The organism is Neobacillus sp. PVCKKU3, from assembly GCF_058323225.1.
Map to the genome: position 1 here is coordinate 37,037 of NZ_JBLVQN010000040.1, position 20,360 is coordinate 57,396.

Annotated in this window: 18 protein-coding genes; 9 read left to right on the plus strand and 9 right to left on the minus strand. The window is 41.1% G+C overall.

The window, feature by feature from the left end; all coding sequences use genetic code 11:
• Position 1 precedes the first annotated feature (1 nt).
• The 3 genes from ACNQGS_RS22565 to ahpC form a co-directional block, all read right to left on the minus strand.
• Positions 2–1,243, minus strand: a complete 1,242-nt coding sequence (locus ACNQGS_RS22565) for a saccharopine dehydrogenase family protein (protein WP_491489296.1) — start codon at positions 1,241–1,243, stop codon at positions 2–4.
• Between the two features lie 620 nt (positions 1,244–1,863).
• On the minus strand, positions 1,864–3,393 hold the full coding sequence (gene ahpF / locus ACNQGS_RS22570) for an alkyl hydroperoxide reductase subunit F (protein WP_491489297.1): 1,530 nt from the start codon (positions 3,391–3,393) through the stop codon (positions 1,864–1,866).
• A gap of 12 nt (positions 3,394–3,405) precedes the next feature.
• Positions 3,406–3,969 carry an alkyl hydroperoxide reductase subunit C gene (gene ahpC / locus ACNQGS_RS22575; RefSeq protein ID WP_491489298.1) on the minus strand — a complete coding sequence of 188 codons (564 nt, stop codon included), beginning with the start codon at positions 3,967–3,969 and terminating at the stop codon, positions 3,406–3,408.
• A 348-nt stretch (positions 3,970–4,317) separates the two neighbouring features.
• Between ahpC and ACNQGS_RS22580 the strand changes: the two genes are divergently transcribed.
• The 3 genes from ACNQGS_RS22580 (at position 4,318) to ACNQGS_RS22590 (ending at position 9,510) form a co-directional block, all read left to right on the plus strand.
• Positions 4,318–6,660 (plus strand): helix-turn-helix domain-containing protein, encoded by a 2,343-nt coding sequence (locus ACNQGS_RS22580; protein WP_491489299.1) that lies wholly within the window; start codon positions 4,318–4,320, stop codon positions 6,658–6,660.
• Positions 6,661–6,863: 203 nt separating this feature from the next.
• Positions 6,864–8,282 carry an MFS transporter gene (locus ACNQGS_RS22585; RefSeq protein WP_491489300.1) on the plus strand — a complete coding sequence of 473 codons (1,419 nt, stop codon included), beginning with the start codon at positions 6,864–6,866 and terminating at the stop codon, positions 8,280–8,282.
• A 43-nt stretch (positions 8,283–8,325) separates the two neighbouring features.
• Entirely contained in the window at positions 8,326–9,510 is a 1,185-nt protein-coding gene (locus tag ACNQGS_RS22590) for an amidohydrolase (RefSeq protein WP_491489301.1), read from the plus strand.
• Positions 9,511–9,577: 67 nt separating this feature from the next.
• Here ACNQGS_RS22590 and ACNQGS_RS22595 read toward each other — a convergent pair whose 3' ends face one another.
• From ACNQGS_RS22595 to ACNQGS_RS22605, 3 genes are all read right to left on the minus strand, one after another.
• The gene (locus ACNQGS_RS22595) at positions 9,578–9,802 is read right to left on the minus strand and encodes a hypothetical protein (protein WP_491489302.1); all 225 of its coding nucleotides are present in this window, start codon (positions 9,800–9,802) and stop codon (positions 9,578–9,580) included.
• 6 nt (positions 9,803–9,808) lie between these two features.
• Positions 9,809–10,129: a YbjQ family protein gene (locus ACNQGS_RS22600; RefSeq protein WP_213147589.1), complete on the minus strand. Its 321-nt coding sequence runs from the start codon at positions 10,127–10,129 to the stop codon at positions 9,809–9,811.
• A gap of 144 nt (positions 10,130–10,273) precedes the next feature.
• Positions 10,274–11,713 (minus strand): L,D-transpeptidase family protein, encoded by a 1,440-nt coding sequence (locus ACNQGS_RS22605; RefSeq protein WP_491489303.1) that lies wholly within the window; start codon positions 11,711–11,713, stop codon positions 10,274–10,276.
• A gap of 246 nt (positions 11,714–11,959) precedes the next feature.
• Between ACNQGS_RS22605 and ACNQGS_RS22610 the strand changes: the two genes are divergently transcribed.
• On the plus strand, positions 11,960–12,397 hold the full coding sequence (locus ACNQGS_RS22610) for a protein-tyrosine phosphatase family protein (RefSeq protein ID WP_491489304.1): 438 nt from the start codon (positions 11,960–11,962) through the stop codon (positions 12,395–12,397).
• A 51-nt stretch (positions 12,398–12,448) separates the two neighbouring features.
• Here the strand turns inward: ACNQGS_RS22610 and ACNQGS_RS22615 are convergent, their stop codons facing one another.
• On the minus strand, positions 12,449–12,865 hold the full coding sequence (locus tag ACNQGS_RS22615; RefSeq protein WP_491489305.1) for a DUF1284 domain-containing protein: 417 nt from the start codon (positions 12,863–12,865) through the stop codon (positions 12,449–12,451).
• Positions 12,866–13,173: 308 nt separating this feature from the next.
• Here ACNQGS_RS22615 and ACNQGS_RS22620 point away from each other — a divergent pair, with 308 nt between their 5' ends.
• The 3 genes from ACNQGS_RS22620 to ACNQGS_RS22630 all read left to right on the plus strand — a co-directional run bounded on the left by ACNQGS_RS22620 (position 13,174) and on the right by ACNQGS_RS22630 (position 16,510).
• The gene (locus ACNQGS_RS22620) at positions 13,174–13,473 is read left to right on the plus strand and encodes a hypothetical protein (protein ID WP_491489306.1); all 300 of its coding nucleotides are present in this window, start codon (positions 13,174–13,176) and stop codon (positions 13,471–13,473) included.
• A gap of 141 nt (positions 13,474–13,614) precedes the next feature.
• Positions 13,615–16,023 carry a tetratricopeptide repeat protein gene (locus ACNQGS_RS22625; protein ID WP_491489307.1) on the plus strand — a complete coding sequence of 803 codons (2,409 nt, stop codon included), beginning with the start codon at positions 13,615–13,617 and terminating at the stop codon, positions 16,021–16,023.
• Between the two features lie 10 nt (positions 16,024–16,033).
• Positions 16,034–16,510: a peptidoglycan recognition protein family protein gene (locus ACNQGS_RS22630; protein WP_491489308.1), complete on the plus strand. Its 477-nt coding sequence runs from the start codon at positions 16,034–16,036 to the stop codon at positions 16,508–16,510.
• 52 nt (positions 16,511–16,562) lie between these two features.
• Here the strand turns inward: ACNQGS_RS22630 and ACNQGS_RS22635 are convergent, their stop codons facing one another.
• Positions 16,563–16,739: a sulfurtransferase TusA family protein gene (locus tag ACNQGS_RS22635; protein ID WP_491489313.1), complete on the minus strand. Its 177-nt coding sequence runs from the start codon at positions 16,737–16,739 to the stop codon at positions 16,563–16,565.
• A gap of 69 nt (positions 16,740–16,808) precedes the next feature.
• Positions 16,809–18,038, minus strand: coding sequence for a selenium metabolism membrane protein YedE/FdhT (gene yedE / locus ACNQGS_RS22640; RefSeq protein WP_491489309.1), 1,230 nt, complete (start codon positions 18,036–18,038; stop codon positions 16,809–16,811).
• Positions 18,039–18,348: 310 nt separating this feature from the next.
• Here yedE and ACNQGS_RS22645 point away from each other — a divergent pair, with 310 nt between their 5' ends.
• Together ACNQGS_RS22645 and ACNQGS_RS22650 are read left to right on the plus strand one after the other, a co-directional pair.
• The gene (locus tag ACNQGS_RS22645; RefSeq protein ID WP_491489310.1) at positions 18,349–18,894 is read left to right on the plus strand and encodes an RNA polymerase sigma factor; all 546 of its coding nucleotides are present in this window, start codon (positions 18,349–18,351) and stop codon (positions 18,892–18,894) included.
• The gene (locus ACNQGS_RS22650) at positions 18,884–19,972 is read left to right on the plus strand and encodes a DUF4179 domain-containing protein (RefSeq protein WP_491489311.1); all 1,089 of its coding nucleotides are present in this window, start codon (positions 18,884–18,886) and stop codon (positions 19,970–19,972) included. Before ACNQGS_RS22645 ends, ACNQGS_RS22650 begins: the two co-directional genes overlap by 11 nt.
• Positions 19,973–20,360 lie beyond the last annotated feature (388 nt).

The following is a 20,360-nucleotide window of genomic DNA, read 5'->3' on the forward strand; positions in this document are numbered from 1 at the left end:
TTTAGCGAACTAGCTCCGGCTTTTTTGAGTCTTCAGGCAGTTCATCAACAAGAACTGGATTGAAATCCTCTACCCATGGAAGTCCCCATTTGTTTAACTCTTCCATGAATGGATCTGGATTGAATTCTTCGATATTGTAAACGCCTGCTTTGTTCCATTTGCCAGTTAAGATCATGGCAGCGCCGATCATGGCTGGAACACCTGTAGTATAGGAAATAGCTTGGGAACCAACCTCTTTGTAGCACTCTTGGTGGTCACAAACATTGTATACGTAATAAGTTTTATCTTTGCCGTCCTTTTTCCCTTTGAAGATACAGCCAATGTTTGTTTTACCGACTGTACGAGGTCCAAGGGAAGCTGGGTCAGGTAATACAGCTTTCAAGAATTGAAGCGGAATGATTTGCTTTCCTTCGAATTCGATTGGTTCGATAGAAGTCATTCCTACGTTCTCAAGAGCTTTTAGGTGCATAATGTAGCTTTGGCCAAATGTCATGAAGAAACGGATACGCTTTAGTCCTGGCATGTTTTTCGCAAGGGATTCAAGCTCTTCGTGGTAAAGAAGATACATATCCTTTTCGCCAACTTCCTTGAAGTTGTAAACGCGTTTGATTTCCATTGGATCTGTTTCAACCCATTCGCCATTTTCCCAATAACGTCCGTTTGCAGATACTTCACGGATGTTGATTTCTGGGTTAAAGTTTGTTGCGAACGGATAGCCATGGTCGCCGCCGTTGCAGTCTAGGATGTCGATATATTCAATTTCATCGAAATAATGTTTTAATGCATAAGCAGAGAATACGCCTGTCACACCTGGGTCAAAGCCGCTTCCTAAAAGGGCAGTAATACCGGCTTTTTCAAAGCGCTCTTTGTATTCCCATTGCCATTTGTATTCAAACTTAGCAGTATCTTCAGGCTCATAGTTAGCTGTGTCCATGTAGTGTGTTTTCGTTGCAAGACAAGCGTCCATGATGGTTAAGTCCTGGTATGGCAATGCCAGGTTCATAACGATATCTGGTTTTACTTCATTAATTAACGCGATTAGCTCATCAACGTTGTCTGCATCTACTTGAGCAGTAGTAATTTTTGTTTTGGTTGTGCCGTCTAATTTAGCTTTAAGCTCGTCACATTTTGATTTTGTACGGCTTGCAATACAAATCTCTTCGAATACTTCGCTGTTTTGAACACATTTGTGAACGGCAACAGATGCCACGCCGCCAGCCCCGATAATAAGTGCTTTACCCATTTTCATATCCCCTCACTTAATAATATTTTTTTGCGCAACAAAAAAAGCAAGTGTGAACCGCATATTCGCTGCACAACACTTGCTTTAGATATAGTCGTCATATTAAAAAGCATAAGTATACCGTAAAAAGTTCACACGGATACCTCTACCATAATGGTTAATTGGACATTATGAAGAAAGCTTCTAATAATCAAAATATATCAATTGATCAGAGTCTATATAGCAAATAATGCCTTTTTCCACTCTTATTGACCGTTTCACAAGTTGTGTGCATACGCACTGGTTGTAAAGTAACCAACTTATAAAATTTGAGCTTTTAACTCAATCAATAAGGCAACCAAGTTGCCACTCGGCATTTGACCCGGCTGTCCGTATGGCCTTAACTCCCTTTAGGAAGTGGTCAAAATTATCTGCTTGGAAAGACTCAAGATTAGATATATTTTAGCTTTCCAAAATAACGCTTCTTCATATTATCCGTATATGAGATAAATGTCAATAGATTTTTTAACTTTTTTTGTATTAACATAAATTGGTGATGCATTGGGACGGTTCTGATGCATCACGTAAAGGAAAAGGGACGGTTCTGCTTCAAAATGAAGCAGAAGAACCGTCCCCATGTGTTAATTTCTGATCAGATAATCAAATGCGCCTAAGGCTGCAGTTGCTCCTGATCCCATTGAAATGATGATTTGTTTAAATGCGCTGTCGGTACAATCGCCTGCAGCAAAGACTCCAGGGAGGGTTGTAGCGCCGTGTTTGTCTACAATAACTTCACCGAAGCGAGTGCTTTCAACTGTACCCTCTAACCACTCGGTGTTTGGAACAAGACCGATTTGAACGAACACACCTTGTAGTTCAACATGGTGTTCTTCGCCAGTTGCGCGGTCAACATAGGTAATACCGTTTACTTTGTCAGTACCGGTAATTTCTTTTGTTTGTGCATTCTTGATGACTGTTGCATTAGGAAGGCTGTTTAGTCTGTCTTGCAGGACGGAATCAGCCTTCAGCTCCGGAGCAAATTCAATAACAGTTACATGCTTCACAATACCTGCAAGGTCAATCGCTGCTTCAATGCCGGAATTTCCGCCGCCGATAACGGCCACGTCTTTACCGGCAAACAATGGACCATCACAGTGAGGGCAGTAGGCAACACCTTTGTTCTTGAATTCAGCTTCGCCAGGAACATTGACATTACGCCAGCGTGCACCTGTTGAAAGGATGACCGTCTTACTTTTTAGAACAGCACCGTTTTCAAGCTCAACTTCGACGAGGTCCTTTTTTTCTAAGCGTTTCGCACGCTGCAGATTCATGATATCAACGTTGTACTCTTTCACATGCTCTTCGAGACTTGCTGCGAGCTTAGGACCTTCCGTGTATTTCGTACCGATTAGGTTCTCAATACCGAGCGTGTCCATCACCTGTCCGCCGAAGCGTTCTGCCACAATACCAGTACGGATGCCTTTGCGCGCCGCGTAAATGGCTGCACTCGCGCCAGCAGGGCCGCCGCCGATCACAAGGACATCGAATGGATCCTTGTTGGCAAACTCGGATGCATCCGGTTCGCTGCCAACCTTGGCAAGGATCTCTTCTAATGACATACGGCCGCTGCCGAAGGATTCCCCATTTAGGAACACCGTTGGAACAGCCATGATGTCTTTGCTGTCAACTTCTTCTTTAAATGCCGCACCATCAATCATTGTATGAGTGATGCTTGGGTTAAGAACGCTCATCACGTTCAGTGCTTGTACAACATCAGGACAGTTGTGGCAGGTTAGGCTAACGTAAGTTTCAAAGTGATATTCACCTTTGATGTTTTTCACTTGGTCGATGACTTTTTGGTCAACCTTCGGTGCTCTTCCGCTAACCTGAAGCAGTGCCAACACTAGGGAAGTAAATTCGTGTCCGAGCGGGACTCCGGCAAATGTTACCCCCGTGTCTTCTCCAATCCGATTCACACTAAAGCTTGGCGTTCTCTGCAATTCTGTTTTCTCTACCTTAATACGGTTTGACATGGCAGCTAATTCGTCCACAAGGGCCAGCATGTCACGAGAAACGTCATCAGATCCAGCGCTAACTTTAAGTAGCACATCGCCCTCCATCATTTGGAGATATTGGGCTAATTGTGCTTTTATATCTGCATCTAAAATCATGGTTAGGACTCCTTAAATTTTGCCGACAAGATCAAGGCTTGGCTTAAGGGTTTGGCCGCCTTCTTGCCATTTAGCAGGGCAAACTTCACCTGGGTTGTTACGAACGTATTGTGCTGCTTTAATCTTGTTAACGATTGTGCTAGCGTCACGGCCGATGCCATCTGCATTGATTTCCATAGCTTGGACAATGCCGTCAGGATCGATGATGAAAGTTCCGCGTTGTGCAAGACCTTCTGCTTCATCTAGTACATCGAATGCACGAGTAACTTTTTGTGCAGGGTCGCCAATCATAACATATTCGATTTTGCTGATGGCTGGTGAATGATCATGCCATGCTTTATGAGTGAAGTGAGTGTCTGTTGAACAAGAGTATACTTCAACGCCAAGATCTTTTAGAGTTGCATATTGGTTTTGCAGGTCTTCTAATTCAGTAGGGCATACGAAAGTGAAGTCTGCTGGATAGAAGCAAAGGACGCTCCATTTACCTTTGAAAGTTTCTTCAGAAACTGAGATAAACTCACCATTTTGGTAAGCTTGTGCTAAGAATGGTTGTACTTCTTTACCGATTAAAGACATAATGATCTTCCTCCTGAGGGTGTATTAATAAATAGTTCACTATAGCATTATAGCCAAAACTACAGGAAACTAATTATTTTCCTTTTAATCATAATTAGTTTTTTAAAATAATTCTAATACAAGAGATATTATTATATAAATATTGCCATTTTGTCAAGGAGAATGAATCTTTATTTAAAATAACTGGCGCCAATCAATATACTGGAAAATAAACTCCAATTTTCAATTGCTATTAACATTTCTCAATTAACTGATGCACGGGGACGGTTCTTTTGCCTCAGTGAGGCAAAAGAACCGTCCCCGTGCATCTTTTTTGGATACAATGAAATAATGAAGGGAGTGATCCAAGTGGCTGCGGGCGAAGACTTTCAGTTGCGTTTACAACATATTGAGATTTTATCATCCACTCTGTATTCGGGGATTGAAATTTTCCTTGTCCTTGATGGTGAATTGGTGATTGAAACCAATAGCCGATTTTATCACCTTAAAGAATATGACTACCTTATTATTAACCGAAATCAAATATATCAAGTCCAAGGTACGAAGAAAAATACGGTTTTAACATTAAGTATTTCTGATTCTTTTATTTCGCAATATTATCCGGAGTACCGTCGTTATCAATTTGAGTTGTTTTCCCAGCAAATAGATAGAGGGAAAGAAAATTTGATGTCGGAAATGCGGAAACTGCTTGCACAATTAATGGTTATTTATTGCAGACAGGATGAAGGTTACCGTCTTGAGTTGCACGAAATGCTTTGTAAGATTTTAATCACTTTAATTCGCCGATTTAAAAAGCAGGGAAGGGTATCTGAAAATATTCATGTCAAGGATACTAGGCTGAAACAGATTATCTTGTATCTTGAACAGCATTATGATGAACAGCTCACCTTGGAGGACGTTGCTCATAAATTTTATCTGTCTCCCAGTTATTTCTCGCGATATTTTAAACAGCAATTAGGGACAGGCTTTATCAATTTTTTAATGAATATCCGTTTAGAGCACAGCGTTAAGGATTTGCTCTATACAACCGAATCAATTACGTATATATCATTGAAAAATGGCTTCCCCAATACCAAATCCTTTTCAAATTTGTTTAAAAAGGTATATGGTGAAACGCCGCATACTTTTCGTGAAAAGCACTCACAGGAAAAAGTTGTTCTGGTTGAAAGCCTTCAGCTGCAAGAATCAGAGATCCTTCTTAGTTCTCCAGATATATTAATGAAATTAGGCGTTCTTATAGCAGAAGGTGAAACTACCAAACCCTTTAGTAATACAGAAGCCGGCTATGAAGAGCTGGAAATTGATGTGAGTTCGGTAAACAGAAAAATATTAAATCATCCAAACCCTATTTTAATGATCGGCGAACTAAGGGAATTACTAAAGAACCCCGTTCGAACACAAGTGCTGTTAGCAAAAGAAGATTTACAAATCAAATATGTTGGAATTCAGAAATTATTAAGTGGGAGAACGATATCTCCAGCGGTAGAAACAGATGAATTAATACCAACGACATCACCTTATTATAATTCGGATGAAGTCATTCAGTTTATGAAAACGAATGATTTGTCTTTATATATTCAAGTAAACTATGCCGAAATATCATCCGATGAAAATGCCTATCTTCATAAACTGAAGAGCTTTTTAAAACACTGCTTACAAGTATTCGGTGAAAGTTATCTTGCCACCTGGTGCTTTTTATTTTCAGAAACATTTGATCAGGCTTTTGCGAGTAAACAATTAGAGAAATTCTATTTGAAACTGCGGAAGTTAATAAAAACAGAAATTCCTTCGATTCAAGTAGGGGCGTTTTTACCTTTTTCATTTACGATAGGTACAACAAATGACCAGTATAAGTGGATTTTGCAGCAAGCTGCGGAAATAGATTTTCTCGCCTATAAAGTCAGCCCTAATGAAGTGATTGATTTTAAAGAATTAATCGACCGTCATTATCGGTTAGCAAAAGATTTTATCAAGGAAAAAACGGAAAAATTAAAGCAATATTTAAAAGCGCATTCCATCGAGAAGCCGCTGCATTTGCTGACATGGAACACCATTTCAGGAAATACCCGTTATACGAACGGAACCTTTTTCCGGGGAGCTTTAATTTTAAATGATGCGATTAAAGTTTCAGATGACGTGAAAACGCTCGGTTTCTGGATTAATACCGAAACACACGAGCAAAATATGGGGGGAAAAGATCTTCCTCTAGAAGGAATGGAGCTGTTTCATTATTTTAATGGAAAGCGGCCTGTCTATTATGCCATGTCATTCTTCAAAAAATTGCAAGGTAAAGTAGTCGCAAAGGGTCCGTCTTATATCATGACAGAAAATGAACGCGGCTATCAGCTTGTGTTAATGAACAGTAATATTGTGAACCCCTATTTTTCAATTGAAGAAACTTTTTTGCAAAAATTAATCAGGGAAATGCGGGTAACGATTAAAGGGATTCCCTGCGGTGAATATCAAATTCGCAAATATGTCTTTGATAAGGACCATGGGGCCCTTTATAAAAACTGGCGGGAAAACAATAGTAAATATGGGATGGACCAAGAGATTATTGACTATATTATCCGGACAAGCCATCCAAGTTTAGAGGTTTTTGATGAAATGATTGATGAGGAGTGGTCGTTTTACTCCTATTTAACTGTAAATGCGGTTCACTTTTTTGAAATAAGAAAAGTAATTCTATAAGGTAAAAAATTGACCGTAAAATTTTGCATTCCTATTTTTAAAGTTAATAAATACCTTCGACGATACGGTTATCTGCACAAAAAATGACTCCTTTTACAAGGGGTCATTTTTTTATAATAAAGGCACAAGATGATTTAAATCACCTTCACACTTGCAGGTTAATTAAGACTAAAAAAACAAATTATAAGGTCAAGGAGGAATTTATGATGACCACCTATAAAGGTACAAATAAATTAATTACTGGGATTGTGTTTGGCGTTATTACATTCTGGCTGTTTGCACAAGCAATGGTCAACGTCGTCCCATCTGTTCAAGCGGATTTAGGGGTATCACTAGAGGCGTTGAATATTGCGATTAGTTTAAGTGCGTTATTTTCAGGGATGTTTATTGTGGCTGCAGGCGGGCTCGCAGATAAAATAGGACGTAAAAAAATTACCAATATTGGATTGATTTTAAGCATTATCGGGTCCCTTTGTTTAGTTTTTGCCCAAGGGGCGGTTCTTCTTATTATCGGTCGTATCATTCAAGGCTTGTCTGCAGCATGTATTATGCCGGCAACCATTGCGTTAGTAAAAGCGTATTATGAGGGAGCAGATCGGCAGCGGGCATTAAGCTTTTGGTCCATCGGTTCGTGGGGCGGATCAGGTGTTTGTTCATTCGCCGGGGGCGCGATTGCTACTTACATGGGATGGCGATGGATATTTATCTTTTCCATCATATTTGCTCTTCTTGGTATGTTTTTAATCAAAGATACTCCAGAAAGTAAGGGAGAAACATCCGGTGCTTTTAAATTCGATTACGCAGGATTAGTCATCTTCATTATTACCATGCTTGCATTAAACGTATTTATCGCTTTTGGAGCAGACTTAGGATGGACAAGCCCAACTACCATCATTCTTGCAGCTGTTGCGATTATTGGAGCGATTGTCTTTTTCAAGGTGGAAAAAAACAAAAAAATCGTGCTAATCGACTTTTCTTTATTTAAAAATAAGCCGTATGCAGGAGCAACCTATTCAAACTTCCTATTAAATGCAATTGCCGGCACACTTGTTGTCGCCAACACTTACGTTCAAGTCGGTAGGGGATTCACAGCCTTCCAATCAGGTATGCTGTCACTCGGCTACTTGGTTGCGGTGTTAGCCATGATTCGTGTCGGTGAGAAAATTCTTCAAAAAGTTGGCGCGAAGAAACCGATGATTTGGGGAACGATTATTACAACTATTGGCGTTGCAATGATGGGATTAACCTTCCTGAACGACTTAACATATACGATTGCCGTGTTTATTGGCTTTGCCTTATTTGGTCTGGGACTTGGAATATATGCAACACCTTCTACCGATACGTCAGTATCCAATGCTCCATCTAATAAAGTGGGGGAAGCAGCCGGAATTTATAAAATGGCAAGTTCGCTTGGCGGCGCCTTCGGTGTGGCGATTTCCGCGACAGTCTACAGCACAATGGCGGCCGTTACCAGCATTGAAGTCGCAGCAACCGCAGGCGTCATCGTGAATGTGATCTTTGGTGTGCTGGCGCTGTTGTCAATTATCATCATGGTTCCGCAAAATGCAGGGAAAGAGAAAGAGCGGGGGCGTGTAATGAAGGCCGAACCACAAGCAAGTTAATGTGGGGAATTTTTGCAAAAAAGATGAAATGGAGGAACTGGGAATGAAGAACAAACTTATGCAAATGTTAGAAGAGCGTAAAGATGAAATGATCGAAATTCGCCGATATCTTCATGAACATCCTGAACTATCGTTTCAAGAAGAAAACACAAGCAGATATATTGAAGAGTTTTACAAAGGGAAAGATGTCAAGGTAGACCGGAAAGTGGGCGGCGGTAACGGGTTAATCGTGACGATTACTGGCGGAAAGCCAGGGAAGACGATTGGATTACGCGCTGATTTTGATGCTCTGCCAATCTTTGAAGAAACCGATGTCCCGTTTAAATCGAAAAATCCAGGTGTCATGCATGCCTGCGCTCATGACGGCCATACAGCCTATCTCATGATCTTAGCTGACTGTTTAATCCAATTAAAGGATGAGATCCCTGGTACGATTAAAATTATTCACCAGCCTGCTGAAGAGGTACCGCCAGGCGGAGCGATCGGCATGATCGAATCAGGGCTGCTTGATGATTTGGACAATATTTTCGGTATTCATTTACTGCCAATGGGACCTTCAGGGGTTGTTGGCTATAACAGTGGATACGTCTTTCCTGGACGTGCCTACTTTAAATTAAAGGTCCAAGGGGTAGGCGGCCATGGTTCTTCGCCTCATTTAGCCAATGATGCGATTGTAGCCGGTGCCCATTTTGTAACGGCTGTTCAAACCGTTATCAGCCGCCGCTTAAACCCATTTGATATGGGCGTCGTCACGATTGGGTCATTTGATGGAAAGGGTACGTTTAATGTCATTAAGGATAGTGTCGAAATTGAAGGCGACGTGCGGGCAATGACAGATGAAACCCGTACGTTAATCGAAACGGAAATTCGCCGTATTTCAAGAGGGATTGAAGAAGAATTTAACGTTACTTGTGAGTTGACGTATACGCCTGACTATCCGCCGCTCTATAATAATCCGGACCTAACGGAAATGGTAGCAGAGGTTCTTAAAAATGCAAATGATAAAGATATTACGGAAGTACAGGAATTCCCGAAATTATCACCATCAGAGGACTTTGCGCATTATGCGAAAAAATTCCCAGCCTGCTTCTTCTACATTTGCTGTACACCAAAAGGGGTTGAAAAGCCATACTTCAACCACCATCCGAAATTCGACATTGACGAAGACGCCCTCCTAGTAGCAGCAAAAGCTGTCGGCCAGGTTGTTTGCGGTTATTATGGAATATGATGCATGGGGATGCATGGGGACGGTTCTTCTGCTTCAAAAAATGAAGCAGAAGAACCGTCCCCGTGTTTTAATCTTCTTTATAGAAGCGCTCTCCGGTTTCCGGATTGAAGTAAACGACTAATTTTTTATTTGTGGTTGGATCAATGGATACCTCATTTGTTCGGATAAAGCCTTTAGGTACTAGCTGTCCATGTTTATTCTTGAAGCGGCGGTCCCAAATGAGCCAGGATAGGATGATTAGAATAATCAGGATGAAGAATTGGATGCCGTAAAATCCCAAAATCCACTTCATTGTTTATTATTCCTTTTCCGCAACAACAGCTGTTCCGTAAGCAACAATTTCACTCATATTCTGGCCGATTTCTCCTGAGTCAAAGCGCATCATAACGATCGCGTTTGCCCCCATTGCGGCAGCATTTTTCACCATTCGGTCGATTGCTTGTTTCCTGGCATCTTCAAGCATTTCTGTATACTGATTGATTTCGCCGCCGACAAGCCCCTTTAAGGAAGCCATAATATCCTTGCCAATTCCTCTTGCCCTGACAGTTAGTCCAAATACAGGACCTAACACTTCTGTCACTTTATGATTCGCAATATTCTCAGTTGTTACGATAATCATACCGATCCGCCCCTTAATAAAAATAATACCTACATGTCTATTTTACTTTCCGTTGGATATAAATACCATTACTTTTTGATGTGCAAAGGGACGGTTCTTCTGCCTCAAAAAGTGGCAGAAGAACCGTCCCCATATTTCACATCTTTAATAAACGATAACCGGCTGATAGGCACTGAGGTTATTGTACACGGTTTTCATCACGCTTGGCGGTGTGTTGACGCAGCCGTGTGACCCTGCCGCAAGATAGGCTTTACTTCCCCAATTTGACCGCCAGCTGGCGTCGTGGAACCCCTGTCCGTCATTCGTAAACGGGGCCCAATAATTAACAGGAGTCTGATAAGTGATTTTTCCGTTTTCTCTACCCGTTAGGATGGCAGATGTTTGCTTATAAAGGATATACCACACTCCTGGTGATGTACCATGACCGGTGTTCTGTGTGCCTGTTACTACATTCGTCGTGACGACTAATTGTCCATTTTTGTATATCCAAATCCGTTGCTCAGCAATAGAGACTTCGGCATACGTATCGCCAATGCCATTGTTCGTAATCGTATCATATCCGTAGCCTTCACCTTTCCAGCCTTTACCATAAATATTGGAGGCGGCCACGGATTTCTCCCCATTTTCAAAGGCGGCCAGAATCCGCGGTATTTCTTTATCAACGTTTATGGCCCAGCCATAGCCTTTGCCTTTTACCGATATCACTGAACCTGAATGGGTCTTGAATGAGAAATCTTTATTTAATGTGGATTGTGAATTATTAATTTCAGCAATCTTATTCTTTATATCACTTGCATCTTCAATCTTAATCTGCAAATCTTTTGAAATGGAGGCATTTTTAATTAATTCGCCTGCGTTTAACGAAAAAACTTTATCCTGAACCTTATATTCAACAGTCTGCGCAAGGAATTCTTCCAGCTTTTTCTGTTGACTTTTTACAAACTCGCTGTCTTCTTTAATGGGCTGTATGTATACGGGATTAAGACGGATTTCACTAATGTATTCGTGCTTTTCGTAATCCTTTAAAAGACTGGCGACATCATACTGTTCACCGTCAATGCTGTTAGAGACAACAATTTTACCTTGTTCCAAACGAACAACTGCATCTTGAGGCACCTTTAAATTTTGATTCATGGATAGCAGCTTTTCTTCCAATTGTTTTTTCAACGTCTGATTTCGGTATTGGTCCTGATTGCCAGGCATTAATGAATAATCTTTTGCTTTTGAAGACGGAAAAAACGTCCACTGGCTTCTTAATAATTTTTCGACATCGGCCAAATCTTTGTCCGTAAATGCCATCTTCGTATCTTCCCCATCTATAATTTGCTGATCACCGATATAGACCACGTTTTTTAATGGGGATGCTTTTAACTTTTCAAGTGCATGGTCAGCACTCATTCCACTGACTTTAATGCCATTAATCTTGATATTTGAATTAAAGTGGGTTGCCTGATAATAGCTGCCTGCTGCAATAACTGCAAGAACAATAATGATACATCCAGTGATAAACTTCCAGTTTGCAAACCGTTTTGTTGGATTTGCGCGTTGTTGATTGATTTCATTAATATTTACCGTACTTTCCAAAAAGAATCCCCCCACCCTAGGTAATTTCAGCTATCAATCCTATAGACGTTCAATATATTGGTTATGTTTCAATTTTTACTATTTTTTAACAAAATGATTAAATTGTAACTACTATTCTACTAAATGTTATCGTCAAACATTGTCGTTTTTTGTTTGCTCGTAAAAAATTCTGGGATAGGAAGGATGGGGACCTTTAACCTTCTTTTTTCATAATGTAAATTAATCAAATACGGAGGAGTAACCAAATTGAACCATATTGAAATGATCCCAGGAAGATTGTACGCAGGGGGGAGTATTTCTTCCGATGACTGGGACTTTGTTAGAAGAAAAATAACGGCAATCGTAAACCTCCGCATAACCCCTGACCAGCCTGAATTTGATTTTTCAAGGAGAGTTATGATTTGGTCTCCCATCTTTCTTTGGGTTAAACCAAGTGTGGAATGGTTAGATAATTTGATGAGGCAAATAAACAAGCTGGTGGACCGGGGACATCGAGTTCTAATCCATTGCAGGTTTGGCATACACAGAACTGGTTTTATTCTAACTGCTTTTTATATGTACCGATATCGGTTAGATCGTGAACAGGCACTGCGGAAAGTCAGGAGAAAGAAACCAGATGTCGCACCGCCGCCCATTTATATGGAACTATTATCAAAATACGAAAAATTTCTGGGCATAAAATGATGCATGGGGACGGTTCTTCTGCCTCAGAGGCAGAAGAACCGTCCCCATGTTTCACTTAACTTCCCGTAAGCCCTTCCCGTCATGAATCTCTTGAATCCCTTCCTCGCAAACTCCGTAGGAACGCCAGGAGCATGTTTCGCAGATGGTTTGAATATCGGCGGGGACAACAAACTTTCGGATGTGCGATTCGACCTCTTCCCAACTCAGAATTTCCCCGATTTTAAGCCCCATTTTCTCTAAAATAGCGGCGTCTCTAGAATAAATATGATTGTCTTCGCAGTGGTATTGCCCGGTGTTAGGGTATTTTTCGCACAACTGATCAGGTCCATTTACAAGATGAATTAAAGTTGTGGGGTCTTTTCTTAAGTTTTGATGCAAACGTGTCATATTTTTCACGTATTCTTCGGAATAGCCCATTCCCCGATAGCCAAGAAGACAAAAGAGATGATGACCTCGCAGCCTGTACATAATTCTCCCCCTATTTAATGTTATAGGTAAACCTAAAGTGTAATGTAGTTAACATATTATAACACGTTTAATGATGAGTGGCGTTGGAGAATACGGCATCTAATTCGCAATGATAGTCTAGGTTCCTGGCGTCTCGGACTGAAAACTGTCATATAAATGGGGATTCCAATTGTCTTTCGCTTCCATCCAACACTCCCTTTTTTTTGTTGATTTCATTATAATGGAAGAAGGTCTGGGAATTGGTATAAAATTCAAATTTGTAGTTTTTTATTTTAAAAGTTAAATATGAATATAAGGGGTGTATGAAAGTGCTTGGTGAGTTAGCGGAAGGACTATCATCTATATTTTCTATTTTCGCTTTCCGTTTGCCTTATAAACAAAGAAGGGCAGAGGAAAATATGGAATGGGTAAAGCAGCAGGAGTGGTTTTTGAACTATACAAGTGACCCAAAATGGGGAGATATGATAACGAATGATAAAAGAATGCTTCGGATTTTAAGCTCCTTTCCAAACGATAAGCTAATTCATGACGAAAAACTTCAACTCATAATGAAAAGGGAACTTGTTAATACATATGAAATGTGGAAATTGGCTTGGAAACTTAAATGATGCAAAGGGACGGTTCTTCTGCTTCAAAAGGAGAAGAACCGTCTCCCTTTTTATATTGCTTATGATGCACGAGAACCGTCCCCATGCATCATATCCTGTTATAATAAATAGCATATACTTTTTAATATATAGGGTGGTTGTATGGCATTTAAGAGACCGAGTTTAGAGGAGAAGTTAAGTCGGCAGTCTAGTGATATTTTCGTTGGTCGTGAAGAAATCTTACTGGACTTTTTTAGGGAGGATAACCAGGCTCCGCTTTCCTTGGAAACATATAAGGTTCGCTCCTTTTATGGGGTGGGAGGCATTGGGAAAACAGCCCTCAGGAAGGAAATGGTCAAAAGAATCCAACAGAACTTGGATACGGTTGGCGTTCTAAATTTTGAAACAAAGGAGCATCAAAAAATTGATAATGCTCTTATTCATTTAAGAAAATCTTTAGGGAAAAAGTACAAAATAAATTTCGCCTTCTTTGACATCGCCTATTCCTTGTACATGAATAAAGCATACCCAAATCTCGCTTTAAATGACTCATCCGCCCCGCTATTAGATGAAAGTGACTTCCTTTTAGATGTCATCAATACCGTAAAGGAAATTCCGGGCATTAGTCTTGTTCCTAAGATATATAACTTATATCATAAAGGCCATAAATTATTAACAAGGTATTTAAATGAAAGGAAAATGAGCTATTTATCTTTGTTGTCTGATAAAGAAGCATCGGAACTCCTCTTATTGCTGCCGCAAATTTTCAGTGAGGATTTGATGGAATATATCCAAAAAAATTCCGCTAAACTTTATATTTTTATAGATACATATGAAGCTCTATGGGAAGACCAGCGTTTAAAAGGGGACGAGTTTTACGTAGATGAATGGATTCGCGAGTGGATTCAAGTTACCCCGGGCGTAACATGGGTGATCTTTGGACGTGAACGGTTACGATGGGTAGAGACAGATAACGAATGGAATGATGTCATCGTTCAGACGCAGCTCACCTCATTAGGGGAAGAAGTTGGAGCGGAGATTTTACGCCGTCACGGCATTCATCAAGAAGAAATCATCTCTACAATATTGGGCTACTCTAAAGGACTGCCTTATTCGATTGAACTTTCCGTCGATTTATTTAAAAGGATTTCAAAAGAACGGGACCCCGTTAAGGAAGATTTCCAATTTGAGAAAAATGTAGAAAAGCTGTTCACTCGGTTCATGAAATACCTGACAAAGGGTGAACGAAGAGCGTTAGAGTTGTTGGCTCTCACCCGTTCCTGGGATCGCGAGTTATTTACACTGCTTGTGAAACAATTTGATATTGGCTTTTATGCGGATGATTTTAATGACCTTATTCATTTTTCTTTTATAAAAATGGGTGCTGATGGAAGATGGGAAATGCATTCTTTGATGCGTGAAAGCTTGCGCGACCATATTGGAAATCATAAATTTATGGAAGGAAACCAGTTTTTATTCCAATACTTTTCATCACAGCTAAGTCAATTTGAGTTCAAATCAACGGTAGAAAAGCCCTCTTTTTGGCTGGATGAATCATTTTTCCATGGGTTTAGTTTGGCGGTGAAGAATTTGATGCCGTTAGAGGAGTTTGTTGAATGGTTCAGAGCGGAGGACTCCAGATTTTTTAATTACGGTAAGTGGGAGGTTTCCATTCCTCTGCATCAGCAGCTAATCAACTATCTTGACCCGATGCCAACAGACAAGGCAGGTCAGTTATTGGCAATCATTGTATATGACTTGGCTTTTATTTATTTTAAACAAACAAAATATCAAGAAGCGGAAAAGCAATTTAGAAAAGCAGTGGATCTTGCTGAGAAGGTATACGGGCCCAATAATAGCTTTACAGCAAAAACCTATTATGGCTTGGCTACCATCTTTCATAATCAGGGGAAATATGAGGAAGCGGAACCTTTATATTTAGAGTCATTAAGGATTAGGGAGGAGGTCTTGGGAGCAAATCACCTTGGTGTTGCCTTATCTGCCAACAACCTTGCGACACTTTATCAAGATATGGGCAGACTGGAGGAAGCGGAGCCTCTCTATTTAACATCAATCGAAATCCGCAAAAGGCCGGAGAATTATGATGAAAGAAAGATTGCCGCAGCTTATATCAGTCTTGTCTATTTTTATCACCATAAAAAGGAATACGAGGATGCGGCAAAGATGGGGCTTGCGGTGATTAAGTTTGGTAAAAAAGTCTTTGGTATGACCAATATTAACTTTAGCCAGGCTCTAAATCATTTAGGGAACGTATACATACGGCAAGGAAAGTATCGGAAATCGCTAAATCTTTATCAAAAGGCTTTGCTAATCGTGGTTGAAAATTTGGGGGACTCCTCCGCGGAAGCAGCAAAGGTCTATCACAATCTTGCTGTGTTATCCTTTTTATTAAGTAAGCAGGCAGCCGTAACCGGATATATGGAAAAATGTCTGGAAATAAAGAAAGAGATATATGGAGACAAGCATTTTCGTTATCTCCAATCAGTAAAGGTCCGTGAACAAATCGATCATCAAGACATTATCCCAGATGGGGTGTTTCTTGATTTTTAGGAGTGATTTCATGTTAAAAGAACCTAACTTTGTCAGGGATGCTCATTTACAATTTTCCGAACCGTTAAAAAAAATTCCTGGTCAGATAAAATACATTATTATTCACCATGCGCAGGAACAGGGCTGGGATATTTATAAGACCCACCACTTTCACCAAGCGGTACGGAAATGGAGTGGAATTGGCTATAACTTTTTTATTGAAGCAAACGGAGAGATTCTGAAGGGGAGAGGCTACCATGTAGGCGCCCACGCTTATCATTATAATGAAGTATCACTCGGTATTTGTCTTACTGGCGATTTTGATGTCGACAATCCGACAAAAGAGCAATTATCGTCAGCGAAAAAACTTTGCCACTATTTAATGAACGAGTTCAAGATCCCTGTATCCGATGTTTTAGGTCATCGCGAGTTACCGGGGACAACCAAGACCTGCCCCGGGAAAAACTTCGATATGGATCAATTCCGTGATTTCATCAGTCAAAAATGATGCACGGGGACGGTTCTTCTGCTTCACGAAGCAGAAGAACCGTCCCTGTGCTTCACACCACTTTAATATAAAAATAAATATCCTGCCCAACCTTTTTCGGTTCGGCTATAAGTTTATAGCCGTGTTTGACGGCTTCCTCAGGCACACTTCGGAATGATTGCGGGCAGTCCGCGATGACCTGTAATACTTCCCCGATTTTCATAGACTTTAGCGCATCCAGCGCATAAATGACAGGGTATGGTCATGGCTCGCCGCGAATGTCTAAAGTGTAGTTAACATCCATCACCTGTGACATGAATTATGCCTCCTTTGTAACGTGTGAAATCCGTTCTTTCTTTTCGTGTTTGATTCCAGTCCCATAACGGAACCGCTTTTCCCACCAGTTTGAAAGTAAAAACCAAACAAGCAGCATAGCCATTGTACCAACCAGGGCTCCTGTAGGTCCCCATTGTTCAATTAAGTTTACCTTCGGCCAATTTTCCCCAAGGGCATGAAAAATCCCAAGGTGGTCCCAGCCGTATGCCAAAAATGTAGCTCCGACGATATTTCCTGCACCAACAACCCAGAATAACAATTGACCTTCCATTGCCCGGTACATCATGCCGGTTTCACAGCCGCCGGCAAGAACAATACCAAATCCAAATAACAGCCCGCCAATTACAGTACTCGGAGCAGCAATTTTGATGAGAGCAACAGAGCCGTTTTGAATATAGATGAATGTTATCACGACACTAATCATCATCCCGACGGCAATGGCTTTTGACATAACGGCACGGCCGCTGATCCATAAATCGCGGAAAGCGGAAGTGAAACAAATTTGTCCGCGTTCAATGAGAATGCCAAACAAGGCCCCAGCTATACATGCAACCGCCAAAAGAGTTTTGCCTGCTGCGAAAAAGTAAAGAATGACACCAATATAAAGACAGGCAAAGACTACACCCAAGATAGGCTGAATGTTTCTTTTTTGGACATGCTCGGTAACAACTGGGTACATCGTCCCTTTCATTAGTGTAGGCTTGCCTCGCCACCATTTTGTGTTCACAACCTTAACGCCAAACAAGGTCCCGATTGCAGTGGCGGCCATAAAAATCCACGAATGGAACGAAAACTGAGGGACGCCTGTGAAAAAGGCGGCCAAGTTACAGCCAAGAGCGAGACGGGCGCCAAACCCTGCTATAATTCCGCCAATAAATCCTTGTACCAACCGCCTTTTTTGTTTCGGAACACGGATTTTGAAACTGTTGCTTAGGAGAATTGTAATGAGTGCGCCAGCCAGCATTCCGATGACAATCCAGCCATCTGTCCGGCTGACGGGAGTCCCTTGAAGGCCGACCAGTTGAAAATAGGCCCAATCCGAAACATCGACACCGAACCATCCTAAAATATGTCCGCCTAATCTTGTGAATTCCCCAGTCACGGCCCAAACAGTACCGGTAATGCCAAAGTACAATGCACTTACTAATCCTGCAATACTAATAGCTACATAGGGATTCCAATATTCTTTGAAGATTTTTCCGTAAAGATTCATAAAGCTGCAACACCCCTATCATTATTTTTTTAAAAAATATACTTATACATAACAAAAATGCCAAGGGATTAGCCGGGCATTTTTAAAGGACGTATATCACTAATGTTACTGTTTTCTGGTAATTATGCAATACAATATATAGATATATCCGATTGGAAACCATCGCATTAATCAATAGTGATGCATGGGGACGGTTCTTCTGCCTCATGAGGCAGAAGAACCGTCCCTATGTTTCACTAAATTTATGCAACGATTTTTGGATAATCAAAGTCGTATTATATAGAAGGTTTTTCGAGGGAGTGTGTGCTGCTTGGCTTTAGGGAATGACGAATATAGAATCGATAGTCCGGGTGAATATACGAGGTTTTGTGAGATGGTGGGTCCCGAAGCATTTCGCTTGGCGTTGTATTGGACTAAAAATAGGAGTGAAGCAGAGGATGTCGTCCAGGAGGCTTTCTTTAGGGCATGGAAATCGGGGAAAGGTGTACGCGATAATCTAAAGGGCTGGTTCTTCCGGGTATTGTGGCATGTATTTCTTGATAAAAACAAAACCAAGAATCGTGAGACGCCGCACAACCTGGATTGGGAACAGGCAGATGCGCATTATTCCTACCAGAGAATCGAAGACCGCGAGGAAATTGACTGGCTTCTTCAAACGGTTTCTGAGGAGGACCGCCATTTGCTTGCGATGCACTATGCAGCAGAATTTACCTTCCGGCAGATTGCTGAAATTACAGGAATGCGGGAAGGAACGATTAAGTCGCGGATTCACCGGGCGCTTAAAACAATAAGGAAGAACATGCCTAAGGAATACACTCATCATTTTGGTAAGGAGCGGGCAAATCATGAACAATGACGATAAAAGGTTTGCGCCAGTCAGCAACACCGAGGATATAGAAGTTGAAAACATGCTAAGAAACTATTTTCAGAAAGAAATCAGTGAATATCCTGATTTTGCAAAAATGGCAGAACGGGCGATGGCAGAGGGCGATACATTAAAGACGGAAAGTACAATAAAAGCAAAAGTCTGGTATCTTACTGCTAAAAGAACGATATTAACTGCCTCTGTACTAGTATTGATGTTGGGTCTTCTGAAATTTAGCTTCTACGCCATGCCAAGGTGGGAGGCATTTGCTTATGCTGCCGTCCAGTCAGTCCCATTTGCGGAACACCTCATTTCCAAGCAAGATGTAGGGTTGCTTCGGGAGGCGAAAAAAGGGAATATTCAAGCTCAGGAGCTGTCGACAACCGTTGATGGTTTTCGTATCGACATCGTCGGAACTTATGCAGATAGCAACCGTACCGTTATCTTTTTTCAACTGAACCCGCCACCTGGGGATTCAGGGAGCTGGATGCCGGAGAGTATTAAGCTGGTAGATCAGTTTGGAATGTCCCGTTATAACTCTTATAGTGTAAGCATGGAATCTGATACCAATAAAGGAATGATTGAATTTCCTGCTGCCCCTGCTTGGCAGCGAGTATTGGGTGTCAGGTTCCATCTGGAGATAGCAGCACTGAATTGGACGACAACTGATTTTTCGAAGGATAAGATTGGGCCGTGGACCATGGAGTGGGTGCAGGAATGGCAGGATGCAAAGGAAACGATTCATCCGGCAGCAGTTGTTACCAATGAAGAAGTGGAAATAAATCTCAAGAAGGTCACTTTGACTCCAAGTTCAACAAAACTCGACTATACTGCTGAATTTAAAAAGTCAGTGGCACATGAAAATTTGGTGATGTATATTGAAAAAGCCTCAGATGGCACCCGTTATGAATTCCTTTCCGCAGGATTTAGAACAAGCGGGTTTTCCAGGGCTGGAACGGGGGATATCCTGTTTCCGCCGCTCGAAGGAGCAGGTGAATATCGGTTTGTCATCAAGCGGACAGACGGAATCGCAGGAAAATGGGTTCTGCCATTTACGATACCGAAATGACGCACGGGGACGGTTCTTCCGCTTCATGATGCAGAAGAACCGTCCCCGTGTTTCTTTCGTATGCATTTAACTGGAAGTTACTACCTGTTACAACGTAAAATAGACCTAACTACTGGATGAGGGTGATCGTATTTTATTTCAATTAGGCATCTGAAAAGATGTCTTAATTTTTCGAAAAAATTGTCCTTACATAATGAGAGGTTGGTTGGATGACTAGGAATATACAGAAAAACGTTAAACTGGACCGAGTTAATATTCTTTTCATGATTGTGTTTTTGTTATTTTCTGTCCTTATTTTTAGGATGGGTGTAGTGCAAATTGTATATGGTGAAGATTATCAAAAAGAGATTGCACGAACGGATAATATTACGGTTAACCACCCCGTTCC

What these genes read in the sequence shown, in the direction of transcription:
- ahpC (WP_491489298.1), bottom strand. Translation starts at nt 3,969, where the DNA reads ATGTCTTTAATCGGTAAAGAAGTACAACCATTCTTAGCACAAGCTTAC.
- ACNQGS_RS22615 (WP_491489305.1), bottom strand. Translation starts at nt 12,865, where the DNA reads ATGTACAGGCTGCGAGGTCATCATCTCTTTTGTCTTCTTGGCTATCGG.
- ACNQGS_RS22565 (WP_491489296.1), bottom strand. Translation starts at nt 1,243, where the DNA reads ATGGGTAAAGCACTTATTATCGGGGCTGGCGGCGTGGCATCTGTTGCC.
- ACNQGS_RS22650 (WP_491489311.1), top strand. Translation starts at nt 18,884, where the DNA reads ATGAACAATGACGATAAAAGGTTTGCGCCAGTCAGCAACACCGAGGAT.
- ACNQGS_RS22590 (WP_491489301.1), top strand. Translation starts at nt 8,326, where the DNA reads ATGAAGAACAAACTTATGCAAATGTTAGAAGAGCGTAAAGATGAAATG.
- ACNQGS_RS22595 (WP_491489302.1), bottom strand. Translation starts at nt 9,802, where the DNA reads ATGAAGTGGATTTTGGGATTTTACGGCATCCAATTCTTCATCCTGATT.
- ACNQGS_RS22585 (WP_491489300.1), top strand. Translation starts at nt 6,864, where the DNA reads ATGATGACCACCTATAAAGGTACAAATAAATTAATTACTGGGATTGTG.
- ahpF (WP_491489297.1), bottom strand. Translation starts at nt 3,393, where the DNA reads ATGATTTTAGATGCAGATATAAAAGCACAATTAGCCCAATATCTCCAA.
- ACNQGS_RS22630 (WP_491489308.1), top strand. Translation starts at nt 16,034, where the DNA reads ATGTTAAAAGAACCTAACTTTGTCAGGGATGCTCATTTACAATTTTCC.
- ACNQGS_RS22625 (WP_491489307.1), top strand. Translation starts at nt 13,615, where the DNA reads ATGGCATTTAAGAGACCGAGTTTAGAGGAGAAGTTAAGTCGGCAGTCT.
- ACNQGS_RS22600 (WP_213147589.1), bottom strand. Translation starts at nt 10,129, where the DNA reads ATGATTATCGTAACAACTGAGAATATTGCGAATCATAAAGTGACAGAA.
- yedE (WP_491489309.1), bottom strand. Translation starts at nt 18,038, where the DNA reads ATGAATCTTTACGGAAAAATCTTCAAAGAATATTGGAATCCCTATGTA.